This is a genomic window from Arsukibacterium sp. (genome assembly GCF_041616895.1).
In the GTDB taxonomy this organism is placed as follows: Bacteria; Pseudomonadota; Gammaproteobacteria; order Enterobacterales; family Alteromonadaceae; genus Alishewanella.
Genome location: NZ_JBFJPY010000065.1, coordinates 1 through 18736 on the forward strand (window position 1 = coordinate 1; position 18736 = coordinate 18736).

Here is an 18736-nt window from a genome sequence, read left to right on the forward strand (position 1 = left end):
AAAATGATACCAAAGCCCAGTTTGAGTCGACCCTGCCCTGGCTGGCAAAAGCCTATGCAGTAGCCGGAAAGTATCAGTTACAGGCACAAACATTACAGCAGCAATTACAACTTCGCGAAGAAATTCTGACCAGTGAACGGGAAGAAAGCATTAATGAGCTGCAAAACCGCTACGATACCAAAGCCAAGAGTCAGCTGATTACCATTTTAGAGCAGGAAAATAACTTAAAAGCCCAGCTGTTAGACAACCAGAAATTACAGCAACAACTCACTGCGTTATTTAGCTTAGTCATTGTCTTTGCCGCGGTCATGCTATATCAGCTCTATCGCAAAGTACGTCAGTCGAACCGAAAATTACGAGAGGCCAATAAACAACTTGAATTTCAGTCGCTACGGGACCCTTTAACGGGTTTATTTAATCGGCGGGCCTTACAGGAGCAGATGCAGCGCCGGGAGAAATACGGTCGGCGTCAAACTGATTCAGGGCCAAATGCCAACGGTTTTTTATTGTTAGATATTGATTACTTTAAAAAAATTAATGATAACTACGGTCATGCTGCCGGCGATGAAGTATTAACAGAGCTCAGTGCCCGTTTAACCAAAGTGTGCCGCGATGAAGATTTGGTGATCCGCTGGGGCGGTGAAGAATTTTTATTATATCTGGAACATATTGCACCAGAACAGGTTACCGGCTTTTGTCAGCGAATACTCAATGTGATTGCCGCCGAACCGGTGTTGTGTGACGGTAAGCTTATCCCGGTCAGTGCCAGTGGCGGCTTTATTCACCTGCCCTTTGCCGGGGTTGATGAAACTGATCTGAACTGGGAGCGAGCCTTGCAAATTGCTGATATGGCGCTGTATTTAAGTAAAGTACATGGCCGTAACCAGGTGTATGCCATTACTGGGTTACGCTGCGATTATGACGCGGCCCGCCAGGCGCTGACCAATGATTTGCAAGGTGCCATTCAGCAAAACATGGTAGATTACATCACCATTAATGGCCCGGCGCTGCCCTAATCACCGCAACGATTTATGCACCGCAATAACAAAGTGCGCACGGCCATGTGCTATTGCATTTAGTTAAGTGCAATACAGTGACGGAGTAGCATGAAGTCGCAGTGTAGTTTAACGTTAGCGCAGTAACGCAATCAGCACCAGCAATACCAGCAGCAATAATGCACTGGAGCCCACCACAGAGCCAGGCGATAACCGGTTGCAGGTGCGTTCAATGTCTCGCCAGTTAAACTTAAACTCGGGAGCCTGCCACTGCCTTTGCGGCTGATAAAGCCGCTTTAACCGCAGCGACCAGCCAAGAACCGGGCTGTTGCGATTATAATACCGTGCTGGCAGAGACCATTGTCGCCACCTTACCAGCAGAAATATCCCTACTGCCGCCAGCAGAGGCCAGCTTAGGCCCCAGATTTTCGGCCAGGCCAATGTGTATTGGCTTAACTGCAACATTGGCTGCCAGTGCCAGGGCAACCAGATCAGGATCAGTAACAATAAAACAAGACAGGCTCCCTGCCAGTACAATGCCGCATTTGGGCCTGCTGTATACTGATACTCCTGCTGCTGGCGTTGCAACGCCAACGCAAGATGCAAAAACAACAACGCAGTTAATATAGCGCCTACCGATAACAAACTGGTCATAACATCACCACTTAACCAAAGCGGCAGCGCATCGCTGGCCAACAGCTCCTTCATGCCGGTTTTAATTGCCGCACCACCGCTTAACGGTACCGCCATTAAGGCCAGTGCCGGGCTCCAGTACAACAGTTGCCAGTAATCGGGTAAACGCTGTTTAGCATTAATACCGGCATATAAAAATAATGCTCCCTTGGCAAACGCATGATGCGCAGCGTAAGCCATCAGCACGGGCAATACTGCCGCAGCATCAGCAGTCCAGGCCAGTGCTACTAACACCATAATATAACCAACCTGGCTAACGGAAGAATAGGCCAAAATCACCTTGGGCTGGCGATAAAACAGACTGGCAAGCACCCCAAAGCCGGCAGAGAAAAACCCAAGAATAATAATATACGGCACCCAGAGTTGCAGCTGAGGATCACCCGCAGGCAAAAATACGATCAGCCCCAGAACACCGGCTTTGATCATTGCCCCTGACAGTACAGCACTTGCTGGCGCTGGCGCCGCCGGGTGCGCTTGCGGCAACCAGATATGGAGTGGCCAGAAGCCGGCTTTAAGTCCTAACCCCAGGATCGTCAGTAAAATCGTCAGATGATCCAAAGGTACCTGCTGCCAACTCTGCCAATCGTATTGGCCACCGGCCGCACTGGCCCGCAGTATCAAGGCGGCAAACAGCAGCAGTTCACCTAGTATCGCCAGCTGCAAATACAGACGTCCTGCTCGGCGCGCCGCCTTGCTACCGCTATCCACCACCAGACCATAAGCCGATAAGCTCATAATACTAAAGCCGATATAAAAACTGAGCGCATCAAGCGCGCCAATCAGCAACATATTACCGGCAAAACTTAAGCTGAAAAACAACCAGTAGCGGCCCTTATGGGCCGATTGAGCCATAAAAGACAGGCTGAAAACTCCGGCAACGCACCATAAACTTAACGTAAAGTACCACCACACCTGCTGTAACTCTGTTAACAGACCCAGTCCAGCGCCAGGCCAGAGCCAGCTTGATAAATCAATCATAGCTGAACTCCCGTTCGACAATCAGCTGCGCCCAGCTGAGCGGGCTTACCCCGGTGCTGGCAAATAGCCCCATCAAAATGATTAACAGTGCGGTAAACAGCAAGGGCAGCAACAGCATCCAGTGCGTTTCCAGAGTGGCTGATAAACGCTGATCTTCAGGCCAGCTGCCTCGTTGAGGTAAAAACCATAAGCGATACACGATCGGCAGAAAGTAGCCGGCATTTAATAAGCCAGATAGCACAAATACCATTAATATCAGGTTATTGTCAGTAGCTACCGCGCCAAGCCCCAGATACCATTTACTGATAAAACCGGCAGTGGGCGGAATACCAATCATTCCCAGTGCCGCCAACGTAAAAGCAGCCGAGGTCAATGGCATCCGCCTGCCCGCGCCATTAAGTTCACGGATCTTATGCACGCCAAGGGTTTCAGCATAATTGCCGGCACAAAAAAATAAGGTGATTTTCATTACCCCCTGGTGTACCAGATGCACCAGCCCGCCTACTGCAGCAAGCGGACCCAGCATCGCCACACCAACGGTAATATACGACACCTGACTAATTGTCGAATAGGCAAGGCGTCGTTTAATGTCCTGCTGCGCCAAGGCGCGCCAGGAGCCAAATAATATAGTGGCTGCCGCCAATAACATCAGTGGTTGTGCCAGCTGCAGCTGCTGCATGCTGTCCACCCCAAACACATCATAAACCAGCCTGATAATGCCAAATGCACCGGCCTTTACTACGGCAACCGCATGCAATAATGCACTGACCGGTGCCGGGGCTACCATAGCTTGTGGTAGCCAGCCATGCAGTGGCAATAACGCGGCTTTAACGCCCAGCCCAACAATCATCAGCGCAAATGCCACGGTTAACAGCCCTGCATGCTCAGCCACCACAGCACTGACGTAACCACCGGGGATAAACTGTGGGCTTTGCACTACGGAATGCAGTAGAGCAATCCCCGTCAGCAGTAATAAACCACCGGTTAAGGTATAAGCCAGATAGCGCCGCCCGGCAGCTAACGATTCTGGTGTACCACGGTGCACCACCAGCGGGAAGGTTGCCAGGGTAAGCAGCTCGTAAAACAATAAGAAGCTGACGAGATTGCCTGACAATGCCAGACCCACGGTGGCACTGACACATAAACTGAAATAGCCAAAAAACCGCGACCGCAGCGGCGAGTTTTCCAGGTAACCAATGGCATAAATGGTGGTTGCCAGCCATAACACTGAGGACAACACGACAAACAGCAGTGATAAGGCATCACCTTGCAGCACTAAATCGGCACCTGGCAGAAAAGGCAGGCTAAAGTAAAAAATATTACCGGCCTTTACTGCTTGCCACATTATCAACACCAGGATTAGCTTTACGGTTACGCCAAGCAAATTCAGGCTTATCCGCAGTTTTACCTGCTGCTCTTTTAAGGTGAAAATAATTAAGCCTGGCAGCAGCGAGCTTAAAATAATGGCTACAGGTAAGTAGTTAAGCCAGAATGAACTCATAGCGCTTCCAACCGAAGTAACTGCAGTAAGGTTTCACTAAATAATGCCATTGCCCATACCGCTAAAGCCGGCAGTAATGCCAGCCACTGCGGCAACACCTGCGGCGCAAAATCAGGTGCCACCGGATCAGCCCGGTCAAACGCCAGCGCTACTACCCGAAATACGTAGGCAGCGGACAACAAGGTGGCAAACACCAATGCTAAGGGCCAGAGCAGCAACTCACCTTGCAACCACAAGCCTTGCAGCAATGCCCACTTGGCCACAAAGCCGCCACTTGGCGGCAAGCCGATTAAGCTGCCGCCCGCCACCGCAAAAGCAAACATTGCTAATGGCATGGTCTGACTGGCCCCCTTTAACGTGGTGAGTCTTTTACCACCCAAGGTGGCACTCATTTCGCCGACGGCCAGGAAACAGGCGGCTTTGGCCAGCGCATGAGCCAGCACAAACAGCCATAACGCCGCAAAAATCAGCGGTTGGTCAAACTTTAACATCAACCCTAAAGCCAGCGTCACATAGCCCAATTGTGCCACGGTAGAATAAGCCACCAGATTTTTTGAAAAAGGCGTGCGCAGTGCCGACCAGCCGCCAAACAGCAACGCGGCCAATCCGGCGACGGCAAACAGCAGGGCAGCAGCCTGAGCCTGCGCCACACTGGCCAGCTGCAACCAAAGCAAACTGAGAATAAACAACGGTCCTTTCACTACTAACGCCGATAATAACGCACTTACCGGTGCAGGGGCCGCCGCATGAGCTGACGGCAACCAGGCATGAAGTGGCCAGAGGGCCGCTTTAAGCATTAATCCCAGGCTCATTAACGACAAGGCGCTGCTGCTCAACCAGTCAGTCTGCCAAGAACGGGCTAACCCAGCAATATCCAGCACGCCGTACATGCCGTAAAGCAGCACCACCCCCAGCAAATAGCAGAGTGAACCAAATAGTGATAGTAGCAAATAGTTCAGCGCGGGCTTCACTGCGCTACGACCGGATAAACTAACCAGCGCCACCGCGACCAGCCCCAGTAATTCGAGACACACGTAAAGGTTAAATAAATCTCGTGATAACCACAATGCGGTTAAACTTACTTGCAATAAGCTACTAAGCGGCCAGAAACCCTGGCCTAACTTATCCCGGCTGCGGGTGGCAAAAGCATAAAAGCCGACTAAAAGCTGTAATACGGTAGTGAGTAAAATCAGCAGGCAGCTTAAGGTGTCGGCTTGCCAGGCAATTGCCAGGGGCGAGGGCCAACCAGCCAACAGCATGTAGCGACTGCCCTGCTCAGCAACCTGAAGTAACAGCTGCAGCGCCAGCATGCTGGAGGCGGCCGCCGAAAGCAATGCCAGCAGCGGTGCGATCCTGGGCCAGAGCAACATCAGTAAAGCGCTCAACAGCGGCAACACCAGTAACAAGATTATCATTGCTCTGGCCCCTCTGGTGCTGAGTTCTCAGACGACGGTTCCAGCCTGGCAAGCAGTGTCAGCGCAAAAGCAGTAGCGCTTAGCGCCACCACCAAGCCAGTGAGCACCAGCGCCTGCAGTACCGGATCAGCAGTGGCTTGCGCACTATCGTATCCGCGATAAGCCAATACCACCATTAACATAAAGATACCGGCACTAATGATATTTAAAGCCAGGATCCGGCGCAGCGGTTCGGGGCCGATGATAAAACCATAAACTCCCACCGCCACCAGGCTGGCAGCAGTAATCAAAAACAGCAGAAGCGATTCACTAAGTTCAGTCACCCCTGCCCCCTGCTGTCTCTGCTCTTGCAAGGCTGAGCGGTGTCTCAGGCTGTTCAGCAACTACCAGTAAGGTCAAAGTGATAGCAATGGCCAACGTGGCAAAAATCTCTATCAGTAAAATAATGTATTTGGCATGCTCAGGCGGCCAGCGCAGCCAGATCGGCTCAGCCGTCACCCCCTGCAGCAACCAGGCTGTCAAAGCCACGATAACAAAAACCCCCAGCCCGGCAACAGCAAAAAACCTGACCCAGATATTGCGCCAGACTAACCAGCTAAGCTGCTTGTTTAATTTTAATACTACTGCACCTGCTGCCAGTAGCGCACCGGCCTGAAAAGCGCCGCCTGGCTGGCTAGCGCCGGCCCACAATACATAGCCCGCCAGCAAAATAATCAGCGGCGCTAATAGCTGACTCCAACTGCGGCTCAATGCCCAGCTATGTTGTTGCGCTGGCGCTGGCGCAAGCTGCAAGGTTCCCAGCAAGGCCAGTAGTAAAACCAGCAACTCCAGCAAAGTGTCCCACGAACGAAAATTAAGTAGTACCGCCGTTACCGGGTGGCTAATCCCACTGTCGGCAAGCTCCTGTGACACCAAAGCGGGCAATGGCCCGGGACGGGCCGGAATTTGCAGCAACGCCAGCAGCAAACCACTAAGTGTTAGCAATACGAATAAAGCAGGCCAGCCGCGTTGCTGCCAGCTTAGTCGGGGGCTAAGTGTCAGCTGGCCTTGGCGCGCCAGTGCGGTAAAACATAAGGCACCGGTTAAACCCGCGCCAATGGCGGCTTCCGCCAGTGCCAAATCAGGTGCCGCAAGCCTGGCCCAGACCAGAGCCATTAATAAGCCAAAAGCAATATATAAAATAACCGCATGGCTTAACTGCCTGCTCAACACACTGGCCAGCGCTAACGCTACTAATAAACCGCAAAGTAAGGTATCAAATAGCAACAAACTCATGCCTGATCCTGCTTTGCTTTACAAAAGCGAGCCAGCAACTGGCAGGACACCGCGCCAGACGCCAGCACCAATAGCCATATCGCCAGCATTAACAGATTTTGCCACCAGCTACTGTAAAACATTAACCCCGCGATAACTGCCCCAAGGCCTAGTGAATCCGCTTTCGTCACCGCATGCAGCCGGCTGAAACTATCAGGAAAACGCAGCATGCCGACGCTGCCAGCAACAAAAAACAATAAACCGATCCCCAGCAGCAGGCTACTGATAATGGTACTTAACAGACTTAGCTCATCGGCGCTGCTCATCATACGTCCTCTGAAGTATCTGCCAGTTTGGCAGCAGTGTTTTTCAGGCGTTGCACCAGTGCAGCCGGCGCGGCAGCCGCCAGTATTGCCAGTACCAATGCCACGTCACGCAGCGCTGGCTGCTCCAGCACCAGAGCCAGAACCAGGCATAAAGCCACGCCGGTAGTACCAAATAATTGCACGGCCAGTAAGCGGTCCAATAATGCCGGCCCTTGTATCACCCGCCACAAGCCCAGCAACATTGTTAGCAGTAGTGCTCCGGCAAAGAGTGTCATACGCAGCCCCCAACTGAGGTTTCCGCCGTTAACAGCCTAGAAAGCTGTAATTCCAGTGCAGCAACGCCGGTTTGCCAGTCGGCATGCTGGTCGAGCACATGTAGCAGCAATTGGTTACGCTGCGGATGTGCTTCAATCTGGGCACTGCAAGTGCCGGGTAATACGCTGATTAAACTGGCTAACAAGCGCTGGCTGGCCGGGGCCGATAAGCGCAGCGGGTAACAGCACCAGTCGGGTGAGCATTTTGATGTGGGGCCAAGTGCCCGCCAGCCAACATCAATCGCGCCCAGCACCACTTGTCTGACAAAAAACAGCACAAAACCCGGTAGTGCCGCCAGCCGCACTCCTGGCAAAGATAGCCTGGTGTAATGTCGCCAGATTAATAGCAGAGCGCATAATGGCAGGAAAAACCACCATCCCTGATTATCAGTTAACGCCCCCCAGCACAGCGCGGCCAGAAGGCTGAATATTGACATCGCAGCCAATTGTCGGAATAACATAGCCTGAAGCTCCATTTAGCCAGCAACGCCATTTATACTATTGAAGAAAATATAAAAACTCAAATCAGCCCGACTTTTACCCGCTGCTGATTTGGTGATATGGTTTTACTACCTCACGTTCGATTCCAAGCAACAGGAGCCTTAATTATGCGCGACGATCTGCACTTAAAGATCCGCCACTTAACGCCCGAAGACTATCCTCAGGTTCAGCAACTGATGGACCGGGTGTATCACGATATTGGTGGTGCCTGGCCAAAACACACTATCGACAAGTTGATAAAAGACTTTGCTGAAGGCCAGATTTGCCTGATTGATCATGATGATATTATTGGTTTGGCATTAACGGTACAGGTTAACTATGATCGCTTCAGTAACCCCCATACCTATGATGATTTAATTGGAAAACGCGAAACCATTTTGCATGACAAAACCGGTGATGCGCTGTATGGCCTCGATTTGATGATCCATCCGGATTACCGGGGTTACCGGCTGGGGCGACGGCTGTATGATGCCCGCAAAGAGCTTTCCCGCCAGCTAAACCTGCGCGCCATTTTAGCGGGTGGCCGTATTCCTAATTATCAGCAACATAGCGACGAGATGTCGGCTGCCGAGTATCTGGAAGCCGTAAAGTGCCGGGAAATTTATGACCCGATATTAAGCTTTCAGCTATCAAATGACTTTCAGTTAAAACGACTGCTGAAAAAATATCTGCCAGAAGATGAACGCTCTCAGGGCTATGCCACGTTATTGGAGTGGAATAATATTTTCTACGAACCAGTGCACGACAGCCTCAATAGCCGCAAAAGCCAGATCCGGATTGGTGCGGTGCAGTGGCAGATGCGTGAAGTCACCTCCGTGGAGCAGGTATTGCAGCAGGTTGAGTATTTTGTCGATGCCCTGGCTGATTATCAGAGTGATTTCGCGCTGTTTCCGGAGTTTTTTAACGCCGCATTGATGGGCCTTTGCCCCGACAAATCGAACCAGACTGAGGCAATTCGTTTTTTAGCCGGCTTTACCGAGCAGTTTAAAGCGGCGATGTCTGATATGGCGGTAAGCTACAACATCAATATTATTACCGGCTCGATGCCGGTGATGGACGGTGACAGCTTATTTAATGTCAGTTTTTTATGCCGGCGCGACGGCACCATTGATTGTCAGAGTAAAATTCATATTACGCCGCACGAACGACGAGACTGGGTTATTGAAGGCGGCAACAAGCTGCAGGTATTTGAAACCGATGCTGGCCGCGTGGGTATTTTAATTTGCTACGACGTCGAGTTTCCAGAACTTAGCAGGTTGTTAGCGCAACAAGATATGGACGTGTTATTTGTACCGTTCTGGACTGATACCAAAAACGGCTTTTTGAGGGTAAAACATTGTGCCATGGCCAGAGCCATTGAGAATGAGTGTTATGTGGTCATTTGCGGTAGCTGCGGTAACCTGCCCCAGGTCGATAATCTCGATGTGCAATACGCTCAATCAGCGGTGTTTTCACCGTCAGATTTCGCGTTCCCGCACGATGCGGTGATGACTGAAACTACCCCTAATACCGAGATGATGATGTTCTCGGACTTAGATTTAGACCGCTTAAAGCAAATTCGTAACGAAGGCTCGGTGACCAACCTGAAAGACCGCCGGCATGATCTATATCAAGTAAACTGGCTTAATCTGCTGCCCGACTAGCCATAAGTCTAAGTGGCAACGCTGCGGTTTTTCTGTAATGTACTTAAAAACCGCAGCCACAAGGACTATGCGCATGACCTATCAAACCGAATATCAGGCAGCCAGCCAGCAACCGCAACAATTCTGGGCCGAGAAAGCTAACCGGTTGGCCTGGTATCGGGCGCCCGGCCAAATTTTGCATATTAAAGGTGATCAGTACCAATGGTTTGCCGATGGCGAACTAAATACGGCCTATCTGGCACTTGATTATCATGTTGAGCAAGGTCGTGGTGAGCAGATTGCCCTGATTTATGACTCACCGGTAACCAACACTAAGCAACAGTTTAGCTATCAGCAGCTCACCAGCCAGGTAGCCTTATTTGCCGGCGTATTAAAGGCCAAAGGCGTCGCTAAAGGCGATCGAGTGGTGATTTATATGCCAATGATCCCGCAGGCCGTTATCGCTATGCTGGCGGTTGCGCGCCTGGGTGCAGTGCACTCAGTGGTATTTGGCGGGTTCGCGGCTCATGAGCTGGCCGTTCGGATAGATGACGCCAGCCCAAAGGTTATTGTCTCTGCCTCCTGCGGCATTGAGGTTAACCGGGTAATCGCCTACAAACCGCTGCTGGATAACGCCCTGCAGCTGGCCACACATCAGCCCGACAGTTGTATAATCTGGCAACGGCCTGAGCTTGCAGCCCCGTTGCAGAAAGGCCGGGATTTTGACTGGCAACAACTCCTGCAAGGCGCTGAACCCGCAGCCTGTGTGCCGGTAAAAAGCACTGATCCGCTGTACATTCTTTATACCTCTGGTACCACCGGCAAACCCAAAGGAGTCGTCCGTGATAACGGCGGCCATGCGGTTGCGTTGCATTACAGCATGCAGGCTGTTTACGGCATGAAACCCGGCGACGTATTTTGGGCGGCATCGGATGTTGGCTGGGTAGTAGGACATTCCTACATTGTTTACGGGCCGTTGCTCGCCGGGTGTACCAGTGTGCTGTATGAAGGAAAACCCGTGTATACCCCCGATGCCGGTGCGTTCTGGCGGGTTTGCGCCGAATACAGAGTAAAAGCGCTGTTCGCGGCCCCTACCGCGTTTCGGGCGATTCGTAAAGAAGACCCGGACGCGACACGCCTTCAGCACTACGATTTGAGCGCGCTTGAGCGCATTTATATGGCTGGTGAGCGGCTTGATCCTCCAACCTATGACTGGACCGTAGCGCACAGTGGCAAGCCAGTAATTGATCATTGGTGGCAAACCGAAACGGGCTGGGCTATCTGTGCCAATTTAGCCGGCATCGAGTTGCTCCCTGCTAAACCCGGCTCAGCGACGGTGCCGGTGCCGGGCTACCAGGTGGCAATTCTTGATCATGCCGGCCAGCCCGTACCCGCCAATCAGCAGGGTAATATTGCCATCAAACTGCCGTTACCCCCAGGTTGCTTAACCACCATCTGGCAAAACCCAGAGCGCTTTACTGCCGGTTATCTGCGGCAGTTTCCCGGCTATTATGCCAGTGGCGATGGCGGCTATCTGGATGATGACGGCTATTTATTTGTCATGGGCCGCACTGATGATGTGATTAATGTCGCTGGCCACCGCTTATCGACCGGTGAAATGGAAGAAATTGTTGCCAGCCATCCGGCCGTTGCCGAATGCTGTGTTATTGGTCTGGCCGACCCGTTAAAAGGCCAACAGCCGGTGGGGTTTATTTTGCTTAAAAACGGGGTCGACATTAGTGAGCAGCAGCTGCAAAGCGAGCTGGTGCAACTGGTACGTGAACAAATTGGGGCGGTAGCCTGTTTTAAGCAGGCATTAATCGTACCGCGCTTACCCAAAACCCGCTCCGGTAAAATTTTGCGTAAGCTCCTGCGCCAAATCGCCGATGGCGAAGCCTATGTGGTGCCATCGACCATTGACGATCCGGCAAGTCTGACCGAAATTGCCAGTTGTATGACAGCGCGTGGTTTAATAACTGCTCACCCTGTTCCACAAAGCGGTAGCTGAAAAACAGCTGATCGCAAAATGGGTTTTGCCTGTAATAATGGTTATAATGATGGCCTGCCGCTAGCGCGGCCGTTTTTTGCCAGAAGGACAAACCATGTTGTATTTTAACAGCAATAACATTCCGGAATTGCAGGGCCTTAACTTCGGCCAGCGGATGGAAGTGATTCGCGCTACAGCCGACAAGCTACCCGCGCCGACTAAAGTCGCGCTGAACACCCTGAAGCTGGTGATTATTTTCTTCCTGTTTATCCTGGTTGCCAGAGCCGATGGCTGGGCCATGCTAGGCTATGCCCTGCTGATAGCACCGCTATACCTGCTTATTACCCGCCCCATTACCTTTGCCTTATGTCAAAGCCGGTTTAGCACTGTCCGCCGTCAATTATTTGCGCAGGAAAATACCCCGCAAGTTGGAAACTAAGCGTCGATATCATTCTGATAAAAAAGAACCCGCCAGCAGCGGGTTCCTTTTTATCTAACGCAATCAGGTTTAGCTTAATTAAAACCAATCTGCTCAAAGAATATGCTTAGCATATTATGGCCAAAATAAATGGTCGATACGGTATTGACGAAAATAATCGCCAGGATCACCGGAATAAAAGTACCCAGCGAAAAGTTAACGTACTTTTGTAACAGCGAGCCGGCAAAGCTGGCATTACCCTGACTCATTTCTGCATCCAGGTTTTGTTTTTTCCAGCGATAAATCACAAACAAACACAGCAGTAAGCCGTTTAGCGGCAGAATCGTTTCATAGAACATGTCGTAAATCAGATCGAAAAACGATTTAGTATTACCACCATAACTTAAGATGTTGCTTAGCCAGTCAACACGGCCAAACGACAAGGCACTAACCACCGCCAATACCACCATGGCAGCACCCAATGAATAAAGTGCTTTACGCCGGCTTAAGCCCTTACCGTCCATAATACTGGCAACCGGTACTTCAATAATCGATACCAGGGAGGTCATGGCCGCAAAAAACACCAGCAGGAAGAAAAACGAGGCAATAAAAGACGCACCGAAATAACCAATATCGGCTTGCAGTGCTAAAAAGATTTTCGGCAGAAACATAAAAATCATGCCAATGCTCGATTCCGACAGCTCGCTAATTTCAATCTCCGGGTTGAACGAAAACGCCGCTGGCAATATTAGCAGGCCTGAGCAGCAGGCCACCAGTAACGATAATGCCGCCACCATTTTACCGGCAGAGACGATATTATTATTTTTCTGAATATATGAGCCGTAAGTAATTAAAATACCCATCGCCAGTGACAACGAGAAAAATGCCTGCGCCAACGCGCCATTTAACACCTGACCGGTGATCTTAGTAAAATCAGGTATTAAGAAAAATTTAACGCCCAGCATGGCGTTTTCCAGGGTCAACACATAAATAACCAGGGCTATCAGCATGACAAACAGCAATGGCATTAACACTGTGGTGGCTTTTTCTATGCCCTTTTTAACCCCGCCCTGCAGAATTAAAAAGGTCAGGCCAACAACTAATACCATATAAAAGAACAATTCGTTGCTGGTAATAAAAGCACCAAAACCGGACGGATCAGCCAACTGATCAAGCTGCCCCATTATTGCCTTACCCAGATAACCCGCTATCCAAACGGTAATCACCAGGTAAAACACCCCAATCATAAAGGGCGTAATTACTGATAACCAGCCAACGGTGCGCCAGGCCCGGTTCTGGCCAATTTCAGTATAAGCACCTAACGGATTTTGCCGGGTATGGCGGCCCAGGCTCATTTCGGCCAGCATTACCGGTAAACAGATGAAGAATACAAAAAAGGCGTAGATAATTAAAAAAGCGGCACCGCCGTTTTTACTCGCCATTACCGGAAAAGCGACCAGGTTGCCGATACCGACGGCAGAACCTGCGGCCGCCAGAATAAACCCCAGGCTGGAGCTGAATTGTTCACGTTTCATTGGATTGCGGACTCCCTGACTCTTTTTATTAGAATTGTTGTTTTACTATTTTTATTTTGTTCGCACAGCATGCTAACAGCAGGCTGCAGCAAATCCTAGCCCGACCTGTAAACAATACTTAAAGCGCAACAACTAACCGCTGCCGTCAATTGGTTTTAACCAGCAGATCTGTTATCTTTCGCCGAATACAACCCTGGAGTTTTACCATGTTCTATATGATTTACTCTGAAGATGCGGCGAATAGTCTGGAAAACCGGCTGGCAACACGGCCAGCCCATGTAGCAAGGCTGCATGATCTTAACGAGCAAGGCCGTCTGTTAATAGCCGGGCCATTGCCGGCGATAGATAGCAATGAGCCTGGTGGCGCCGGCTTCACCGGTTCGCTGGTGGTGGCAGAGTTCAGCTCACTTGAACAGGCACAGCACTGGGCCAACAACGATCCCTATTTAACCGCAGGCGTTTATGTAAAGTCGACGGTAAAACCTTTCAAGAAAGTCTTACCGTGAAAAAAGGTTTGCCCCAGGCAAATTAACTTCATCATTTATATCTCAGCAATTGAGCAAGGATGGCCATGACCCACATTCTACTTACCGGCGGTGCCGGCTACATTGGCAGCCACACTGCGCTGGCCCTGCTGCGGGCTGGCTATCAGGTTATCAGTTTTGATAATTACAGCAACAGCTCTACCACCGCCCTGCAAAGGGTGGAGCAACTGGCTGCTGGCAACATCATTACCCTTAGCGGCGACATTCGTGACGAAACGGCGCTAAGTGAGGTATTCCGGCAATATCCGGTAAGCGCCGTGGTGCACTTTGCCGGTTTAAAAGCGGTGGGCGAATCAACTGAAATGCCGCTACATTATTACGATAATAATGTGGCAGGTACGGTAACACTATGCCGGGTGATGCGAGAATTCAACGTTAAAAAGTTGGTATTCAGCTCCTCTGCTACCGTTTACGGCGATGCGAAAACAGTGCCTATTGCTGAAACCGCGCCACGCTCGGCCACCAACCCTTATGGCCAGAGCAAATTGATGATCGAGCTAATCTTAGAAGATTTAGTAAAAGCCGAACCAGACTGGGGTATAACTTTACTACGTTATTTTAACCCGGTTGGCGCCGACATCAGCGGCCAGATAGGTGAAGATCCAAACGGTATTCCCAATAACTTAATGCCATTTATCTCACAGGTGGCAGTCGGGAAACGCGATAAACTCAGTATTTTCGGTAACGACTATCCTACTGTTGACGGCACCGGCGTGCGTGATTACATTCACGTCGTTGACTTGGCTGAGGGGCATTTGAAAGCACTGCAATATCTGGTAAACCACCAAGGTATTGAAGCGATAAATCTTGGCACCGGCACCGGCTATAGCGTGTTAGATATGGTCAATGCTTTTAGCAGGGTTAACCAGGTTAAAGTAGCCTACCAGATTGCGCCCCGCCGGCCTGGGGATATCGCCAGTTGCTATGCACTGCCAGACAAAGCGTTAAAGCTGCTTGGCTGGCAGGCTGAGAAAACCCTGGATGATATGGTACGCGACAGCTGGCGCTGGCAAAGCCAAAACCCAAATGGCTATGCCGGCAATTAAGGGGATCAGAGGAGCGGCATTCGCATTATGCCGCCTTTAAATAAGCCAAAATAGATAGCCTGCTGCTGATTTTCTTCCACCAAAATCATACTGCGCACCCCTCCAAAGAAATCAGCCTGCGGATACCGATATTGCTGCCAGGTTTGTCCTGCGTCTTCTGTCCACTCGATAATAAGCGGCTGTGGCTCGGTAAAGTTTTTGGCCCAGCCAGCCGTGTAAATCCGCTCTGGCGCATCAGGGTCGATTATCAAATCAAAATAGAATCGAAAATTCACATTATCCAGCACCGCTTGCCAGCTCTGGCCATGATCTGTAGTGCGGATAATGCCGCCCTCGGCACTGACATACACGGTTTGCGGATCGTCAGGTGCATAGCGAATGGCCTTTATCGAGCTGGGGTTAGGAAATAAATCGGTGTGCAGCACTGCATCGTTGCTGGCAACGTCATACTGATAAAAAACACCATTTTCAATCGCTCCCTGGCCGCCATACCAAATAGTCTGGCCATCAGCCGATTGCGTTAATGCCGTTTTGGGTTGGCCAAAGCCACCAAAGTCACCATGTTCTGCCTTCCAGGTTTGCCCCATATCGCTGGAGCTGGCCAGTACATCAATCCCGGTGGCATAAACCCGTTGCGCAGCCTCATCAAACAGCATGGCGAATATTGCTTCATTTTCGCCAGCCTGGCCAAACTGGTAATCAACCTGATGCCAGTCACTGCCGCCATTAAAGCTTTCAAACAGTAAATATGCCGGATAATCGTCCTGATTGGTTTTAACGGTCGACGCCAGCCAATGCTGCTCAGTAAGCAAACTCATTGCCATCACATCGTAGCCGTCGAGGCCTGCAGCAGTCCAGCTGCCGCTGCTGGTCTGCCGATGCACGCCATTATCACTGGCTGCCAACAGCACCCCACTGTGTTGATACAGTTCGTTGATGGTATAACCGTCTAACCCCTGAAAGGTTAATATCACCGGCGGCGCGGGCGACACAGGCGGTGGCGCAGGCTGCTGCACCGGCGAATTGCTGCCGCCACAGGCCGACATCAACACTACACAGGCAGTCAGGCCACACCCGAAAACAAACCGTCCGAAAGTCATTCCCTACTCCCCGTATTGCTACCCGCAAGTCACCCATCAACTAACTGTAACCCAATCTTCCGTCCTGTTTTGTAATTAAAAGTTAACGGTTATTTTACCCAAATAAAATTTAACATCTCATATCATCGATTGCTCAGTGCAACTCGAAAGAGTGTAAAACCTCAATTTTTAACAAAAAATTAATTTACATATTTCATAATGATACTAAAATAACTAAAATTATGACAAATGGAATTGGTATGGCACTTACAGCACAACTCACCCACGGGAACTATGCGGAACAGAAAACGAAGCAACTTTTCCCATCGACCAGATTAGACAAAATATACGCTGCACTGGATAATCACCCAGAATTTACAGGTGCTGGTGTAACGTTTATCGGCTATAACTCCCCTATGCCCGGCTACTCGGTTACCAGTTTTGAAAGAGAGTCGATATTCTTTGCGAAAATACTGCGAAACAGTTGCAGGGCCGATGGTAAAACAGTTTATATTCGCGAAATTAAACTTCCTAAATATCAATCGGTAAACAAAGCACTTCAAATAACCAAATCAACTGTTGGCTCCGAGTTAACCGCCGCAGGCATTAGTTGTACAGGCGCAGCCATAGGTTGGCTCTTACTAGTTGTGGAAGCTGGGGGTGGCACTGTAACTGTAGGTGCTAGCTGGGCAGCAATGCCGCTAACGTTAACAGCGACTGCCGCTGCAACATTTCAATGCAGTACTGGCATCGGCCGCTCGTACAACGCACTGTCCGGTAACGCTCACTACAATGATCAGTTGGATGAATCGCCTCTGTTTAACGCACTAATTATTGCAACAGATGTTGTGCAAATGGCGGATGTAACCAAAACGCTTGGCAACCAAGCAGTTTTGGTTGCTGCACTACGCAAAAAAGGCATAGGTAAGGCCGGTATACTAAAAATGTATAAAAGTCTTTCCAGAGCGGACCGCAAACGCTTAGCAGAAGAAATACTCAAATTAGAATACGTAGAGCTAAGTAAATCGAAGAAAGCACTTAAAGCAGTAATGTTACATGGTAGGTTATTGGATGATGGTACTAAAGCAACTAAAGTCTATTCGCAAAAGCAAGTGCAAGCTTTACTTGGCACTAAGTTTATTGAGCTAATTGGTGCTAGTGTAACTAGCTATGCAAGCGGTACCAACTTAGTTGGTACCGCTGACGATAATCGCAGTTTTGTGATTGGTTACAGCGTCAATGAGTAAAAAAAATATGTTATTAGTGAAGAAAGCTTCTAGTACGCTAATTTTGTCAATTTTCGTAATATCTTGCAGTAAAAGCCCCAGCTTTAATGCTGAGTTCATTACAGATCAACTTAGCGATGACAGCGCGGGGCCCGAGTTAAGTGTTATCCCAGCAGGGAAAGGAGTAGTAGGTGAAGACTTTAGATCATCCTATGCCGATTTTGGCCCGCAACGCACCATAGAAATTTTAAAATCTTTTGCGATTACCCGCTCTGAAATCACGTTTGCACAATACGATAAGTTCGCCTTTGCGACCAACAGAGCCTTACCCGATGATGAAGGCTGGGGTCGCGGAGACATGCCAGCGATTAATGTTAGCTGGCTTGACGCAAGTGCTTACGCTGAGTGGTTAACTGAGCAAACAGGTCAACAGTATCGGCTGCCGTCGGAAACAGAATGGGAATATGCCGCCAGAGCGGGCACAAAAACCACTTTCTGGTGGGGCGATGAGTATATTCAAAGCAAAGAACATTGCGATCGCGATATTGGTAACTGCATCAAGGGTACGGAAGCAGCGCAACCCTGGATGTCTAGCCGTTATCAAGCCAACCCTTATGGTTTATATGACGTATCCTCTAACGTGGCAGAGTGGGTACTGGATTGTGATGATGAGAAAATTCGTTCAACCGACAGCACTGCAGTAAAAACTGGTGATTGTGAATGGCGAATTACAAAAGGGGGCAGTTATTTAAGCCGAGCTCATAATACGCGCTTGTCTGCTCGAGCTGGCGTTTCTATCGACAGTAAATATTCATCTTTAGGGTTTAGGCTGGTCAGGGAATTAAATCAGTGAAAATGTACAAGTGCCCTAAGTGTGGACATAAAATAAACTTGAAACTTGCAGCTACATTTAACAAAGTTAATGGCACTTTTATGCTGCAGTGCGTTAACTGCAATGAATGGAGTCAAGAAAGTACCAAAGCTGCTGTAATCAAAAATCTCGGATTACTAATGTTATTAACCGGCTCAGTAATGGGCTATTTTCAGTTTGGTGGCATTATCTCAGGTCCATTAATTGCGTTGACCGGCGCGGTCCTGACATTTTTTACTGTTTTTTACTCATCCAGAGAGATTTGCACCGATTCGTAAACACGCTGGTAAATGTCTTTCAAACAAAAAAGGCGCCAGGGCGCCTTGTTGTCAAGTTAAGCGATGGTCAATGATTAGCTTTGGCCCTGCCTGGTTGGTTTTTTGTTGGTAGGCTGGCGCTGGGGTGATTTGCCTTTACTCGCTGGCGCGCG

18 protein-coding genes are annotated in these 18736 nt (G+C 49.9%); 8 read left to right on the forward strand and 10 right to left on the reverse strand.

What is annotated here, in order from left to right; genetic code table 11:
- Positions 1–1016 (forward strand): GGDEF domain-containing protein (locus ABY802_RS11455; protein WP_372627201.1); only part of this gene is annotated, 1016 nt, incomplete at its 5' end.
- Between the two features lie 114 nt (positions 1017–1130).
- Here the strand turns inward: ABY802_RS11455 and ABY802_RS11460 are convergent.
- Genes ABY802_RS11460 through ABY802_RS11495 form a run of 8 tightly spaced genes read right to left on the reverse strand, consistent with a single transcriptional unit; the run spans position 1131 to position 7937 of the window.
- Positions 1131–2666, reverse strand: a complete 1536-nt coding sequence (locus ABY802_RS11460) for a proton-conducting transporter membrane subunit (RefSeq protein ID WP_372627203.1) — start codon at positions 2664–2666, stop codon at positions 1131–1133.
- Positions 2659–4167: a complex I subunit 5 family protein gene (locus ABY802_RS11465; protein ID WP_372627205.1), complete on the reverse strand. Its 1509-nt coding sequence runs from the start codon at positions 4165–4167 to the stop codon at positions 2659–2661. Before ABY802_RS11465 ends, ABY802_RS11460 begins: the two co-directional genes overlap by 8 nt.
- Positions 4164–5582 (reverse strand): complex I subunit 5 family protein, encoded by a 1419-nt coding sequence (locus ABY802_RS11470; RefSeq protein WP_372627207.1) that lies wholly within the window; start codon positions 5580–5582, stop codon positions 4164–4166. Before ABY802_RS11470 ends, ABY802_RS11465 begins: the two co-directional genes overlap by 4 nt.
- On the reverse strand, positions 5579–5905 hold the full coding sequence (locus tag ABY802_RS11475) for an NADH-quinone oxidoreductase subunit K (protein ID WP_372627209.1): 327 nt from the start codon (positions 5903–5905) through the stop codon (positions 5579–5581). The genes ABY802_RS11470 and ABY802_RS11475 overlap by 4 nt, the downstream gene beginning before the upstream one ends.
- The gene (locus ABY802_RS11480; protein WP_372627211.1) at positions 5898–6857 is read right to left on the reverse strand and encodes a Na(+)/H(+) antiporter subunit B; all 960 of its coding nucleotides are present in this window, start codon (positions 6855–6857) and stop codon (positions 5898–5900) included. Before ABY802_RS11480 ends, ABY802_RS11475 begins: the two co-directional genes overlap by 8 nt.
- Positions 6854–7138, reverse strand: a complete 285-nt coding sequence (locus tag ABY802_RS11485) for a cation:proton antiporter (RefSeq protein ID WP_372627234.1) — start codon at positions 7136–7138, stop codon at positions 6854–6856. Before ABY802_RS11485 ends, ABY802_RS11480 begins: the two co-directional genes overlap by 4 nt.
- Positions 7139–7161: 23 nt before the next feature.
- Positions 7162–7437, reverse strand: coding sequence for a monovalent cation/H+ antiporter complex subunit F (locus ABY802_RS11490; RefSeq protein WP_372627213.1), 276 nt, complete (start codon positions 7435–7437; stop codon positions 7162–7164).
- Positions 7434–7937, reverse strand: a complete 504-nt coding sequence (locus ABY802_RS11495; protein ID WP_372627215.1) for a Na+/H+ antiporter subunit E — start codon at positions 7935–7937, stop codon at positions 7434–7436. Before ABY802_RS11495 ends, ABY802_RS11490 begins: the two co-directional genes overlap by 4 nt.
- Before the next feature lie 147 nt (positions 7938–8084).
- Between ABY802_RS11495 and ABY802_RS11500 the strand changes: the two genes are divergently transcribed.
- From ABY802_RS11500 to ABY802_RS11510, 3 genes are all read left to right on the forward strand, one after another.
- Positions 8085–9620 (forward strand): GNAT family N-acetyltransferase, encoded by a 1536-nt coding sequence (locus tag ABY802_RS11500; RefSeq protein WP_372627217.1) that lies wholly within the window; start codon positions 8085–8087, stop codon positions 9618–9620.
- Positions 9621–9687: 67 nt separating this feature from the next.
- Entirely contained in the window at positions 9688–11607 is a 1920-nt protein-coding gene (locus ABY802_RS11505; RefSeq protein WP_372627219.1) for a propionyl-CoA synthetase, read from the forward strand.
- 94 nt (positions 11608–11701) lie between these two features.
- Positions 11702–12025, forward strand: coding sequence for a DUF6170 family protein (locus tag ABY802_RS11510; protein ID WP_372627221.1), 324 nt, complete (start codon positions 11702–11704; stop codon positions 12023–12025).
- 74 nt (positions 12026–12099) lie between these two features.
- Here the strand turns inward: ABY802_RS11510 and ABY802_RS11515 are convergent, their stop codons facing one another.
- Complete coding sequence (locus tag ABY802_RS11515) at positions 12100–13539, reverse strand: sodium-dependent transporter (protein WP_372627223.1); 1440 nt, start codon at positions 13537–13539, stop codon at positions 12100–12102.
- Between the two features lie 206 nt (positions 13540–13745).
- On the opposite strand from ABY802_RS11515, the gene ABY802_RS11520 reads away from it, so the two are divergent.
- Entirely contained in the window at positions 13746–14045 is a 300-nt protein-coding gene (locus ABY802_RS11520) for a YciI family protein (protein WP_372627225.1), read from the forward strand.
- A gap of 65 nt (positions 14046–14110) precedes the next feature.
- A complete protein-coding gene (gene galE, locus ABY802_RS11525) occupies positions 14111–15130 on the forward strand; it encodes a UDP-glucose 4-epimerase GalE (RefSeq protein WP_372627227.1) in 1020 nt (339 codons plus the stop codon).
- 5 nt (positions 15131–15135) lie between these two features.
- Here the strand turns inward: galE and ABY802_RS11530 are convergent, their stop codons facing one another.
- Positions 15136–16230 carry a WD40/YVTN/BNR-like repeat-containing protein gene (locus ABY802_RS11530; protein ID WP_372627229.1) on the reverse strand — a complete coding sequence of 365 codons (1095 nt, stop codon included), beginning with the start codon at positions 16228–16230 and terminating at the stop codon, positions 15136–15138.
- 239 nt (positions 16231–16469) lie between these two features.
- Here ABY802_RS11530 and ABY802_RS11535 point away from each other — a divergent pair, with 239 nt between their 5' ends.
- Together ABY802_RS11535 and ABY802_RS11540 are read left to right on the forward strand one after the other, a co-directional pair.
- On the forward strand, positions 16470–17456 hold the full coding sequence (locus tag ABY802_RS11535; protein ID WP_372627230.1) for a hypothetical protein: 987 nt from the start codon (positions 16470–16472) through the stop codon (positions 17454–17456).
- Positions 17457–17499: 43 nt separating this feature from the next.
- The gene (locus tag ABY802_RS11540; RefSeq protein ID WP_372627232.1) at positions 17500–18288 is read left to right on the forward strand and encodes a formylglycine-generating enzyme family protein; all 789 of its coding nucleotides are present in this window, start codon (positions 17500–17502) and stop codon (positions 18286–18288) included.
- The last annotated feature ends 448 nt before the right edge of the window (positions 18289–18736 follow it).

Bases quoted from the DNA above. Each gene is read 5' to 3' on its own strand.
- ABY802_RS11460 (WP_372627203.1), bottom strand. From the start codon at position 2,666: ATGATTGATTTATCAAGCTGGCTCTGGCCTGGCGCTGGACTGGGTCTG.
- ABY802_RS11465 (WP_372627205.1), bottom strand. From the start codon at position 4,167: ATGAGTTCATTCTGGCTTAACTACTTACCTGTAGCCATTATTTTAAGC.
- ABY802_RS11470 (WP_372627207.1), bottom strand. From the start codon at position 5,582: ATGATAATCTTGTTACTGGTGTTGCCGCTGTTGAGCGCTTTACTGATG.
- ABY802_RS11480 (WP_372627211.1), bottom strand. From the start codon at position 6,857: ATGAGTTTGTTGCTATTTGATACCTTACTTTGCGGTTTATTAGTAGCG.
- ABY802_RS11490 (WP_372627213.1), bottom strand. From the start codon at position 7,437: ATGACACTCTTTGCCGGAGCACTACTGCTAACAATGTTGCTGGGCTTG.
- ABY802_RS11495 (WP_372627215.1), bottom strand. From the start codon at position 7,937: ATGTTATTCCGACAATTGGCTGCGATGTCAATATTCAGCCTTCTGGCC.
- ABY802_RS11500 (WP_372627217.1), top strand. From the start codon at position 8,085: ATGCGCGACGATCTGCACTTAAAGATCCGCCACTTAACGCCCGAAGAC.
- ABY802_RS11505 (WP_372627219.1), top strand. From the start codon at position 9,688: ATGCGCATGACCTATCAAACCGAATATCAGGCAGCCAGCCAGCAACCG.
- ABY802_RS11510 (WP_372627221.1), top strand. From the start codon at position 11,702: ATGTTGTATTTTAACAGCAATAACATTCCGGAATTGCAGGGCCTTAAC.
- ABY802_RS11515 (WP_372627223.1), bottom strand. From the start codon at position 13,539: ATGAAACGTGAACAATTCAGCTCCAGCCTGGGGTTTATTCTGGCGGCC.
- ABY802_RS11520 (WP_372627225.1), top strand. From the start codon at position 13,746: ATGTTCTATATGATTTACTCTGAAGATGCGGCGAATAGTCTGGAAAAC.
- galE (WP_372627227.1), top strand. From the start codon at position 14,111: ATGACCCACATTCTACTTACCGGCGGTGCCGGCTACATTGGCAGCCAC.
- ABY802_RS11530 (WP_372627229.1), bottom strand. From the start codon at position 16,230: ATGACTTTCGGACGGTTTGTTTTCGGGTGTGGCCTGACTGCCTGTGTA.
- ABY802_RS11535 (WP_372627230.1), top strand. From the start codon at position 16,470: ATGGCACTTACAGCACAACTCACCCACGGGAACTATGCGGAACAGAAA.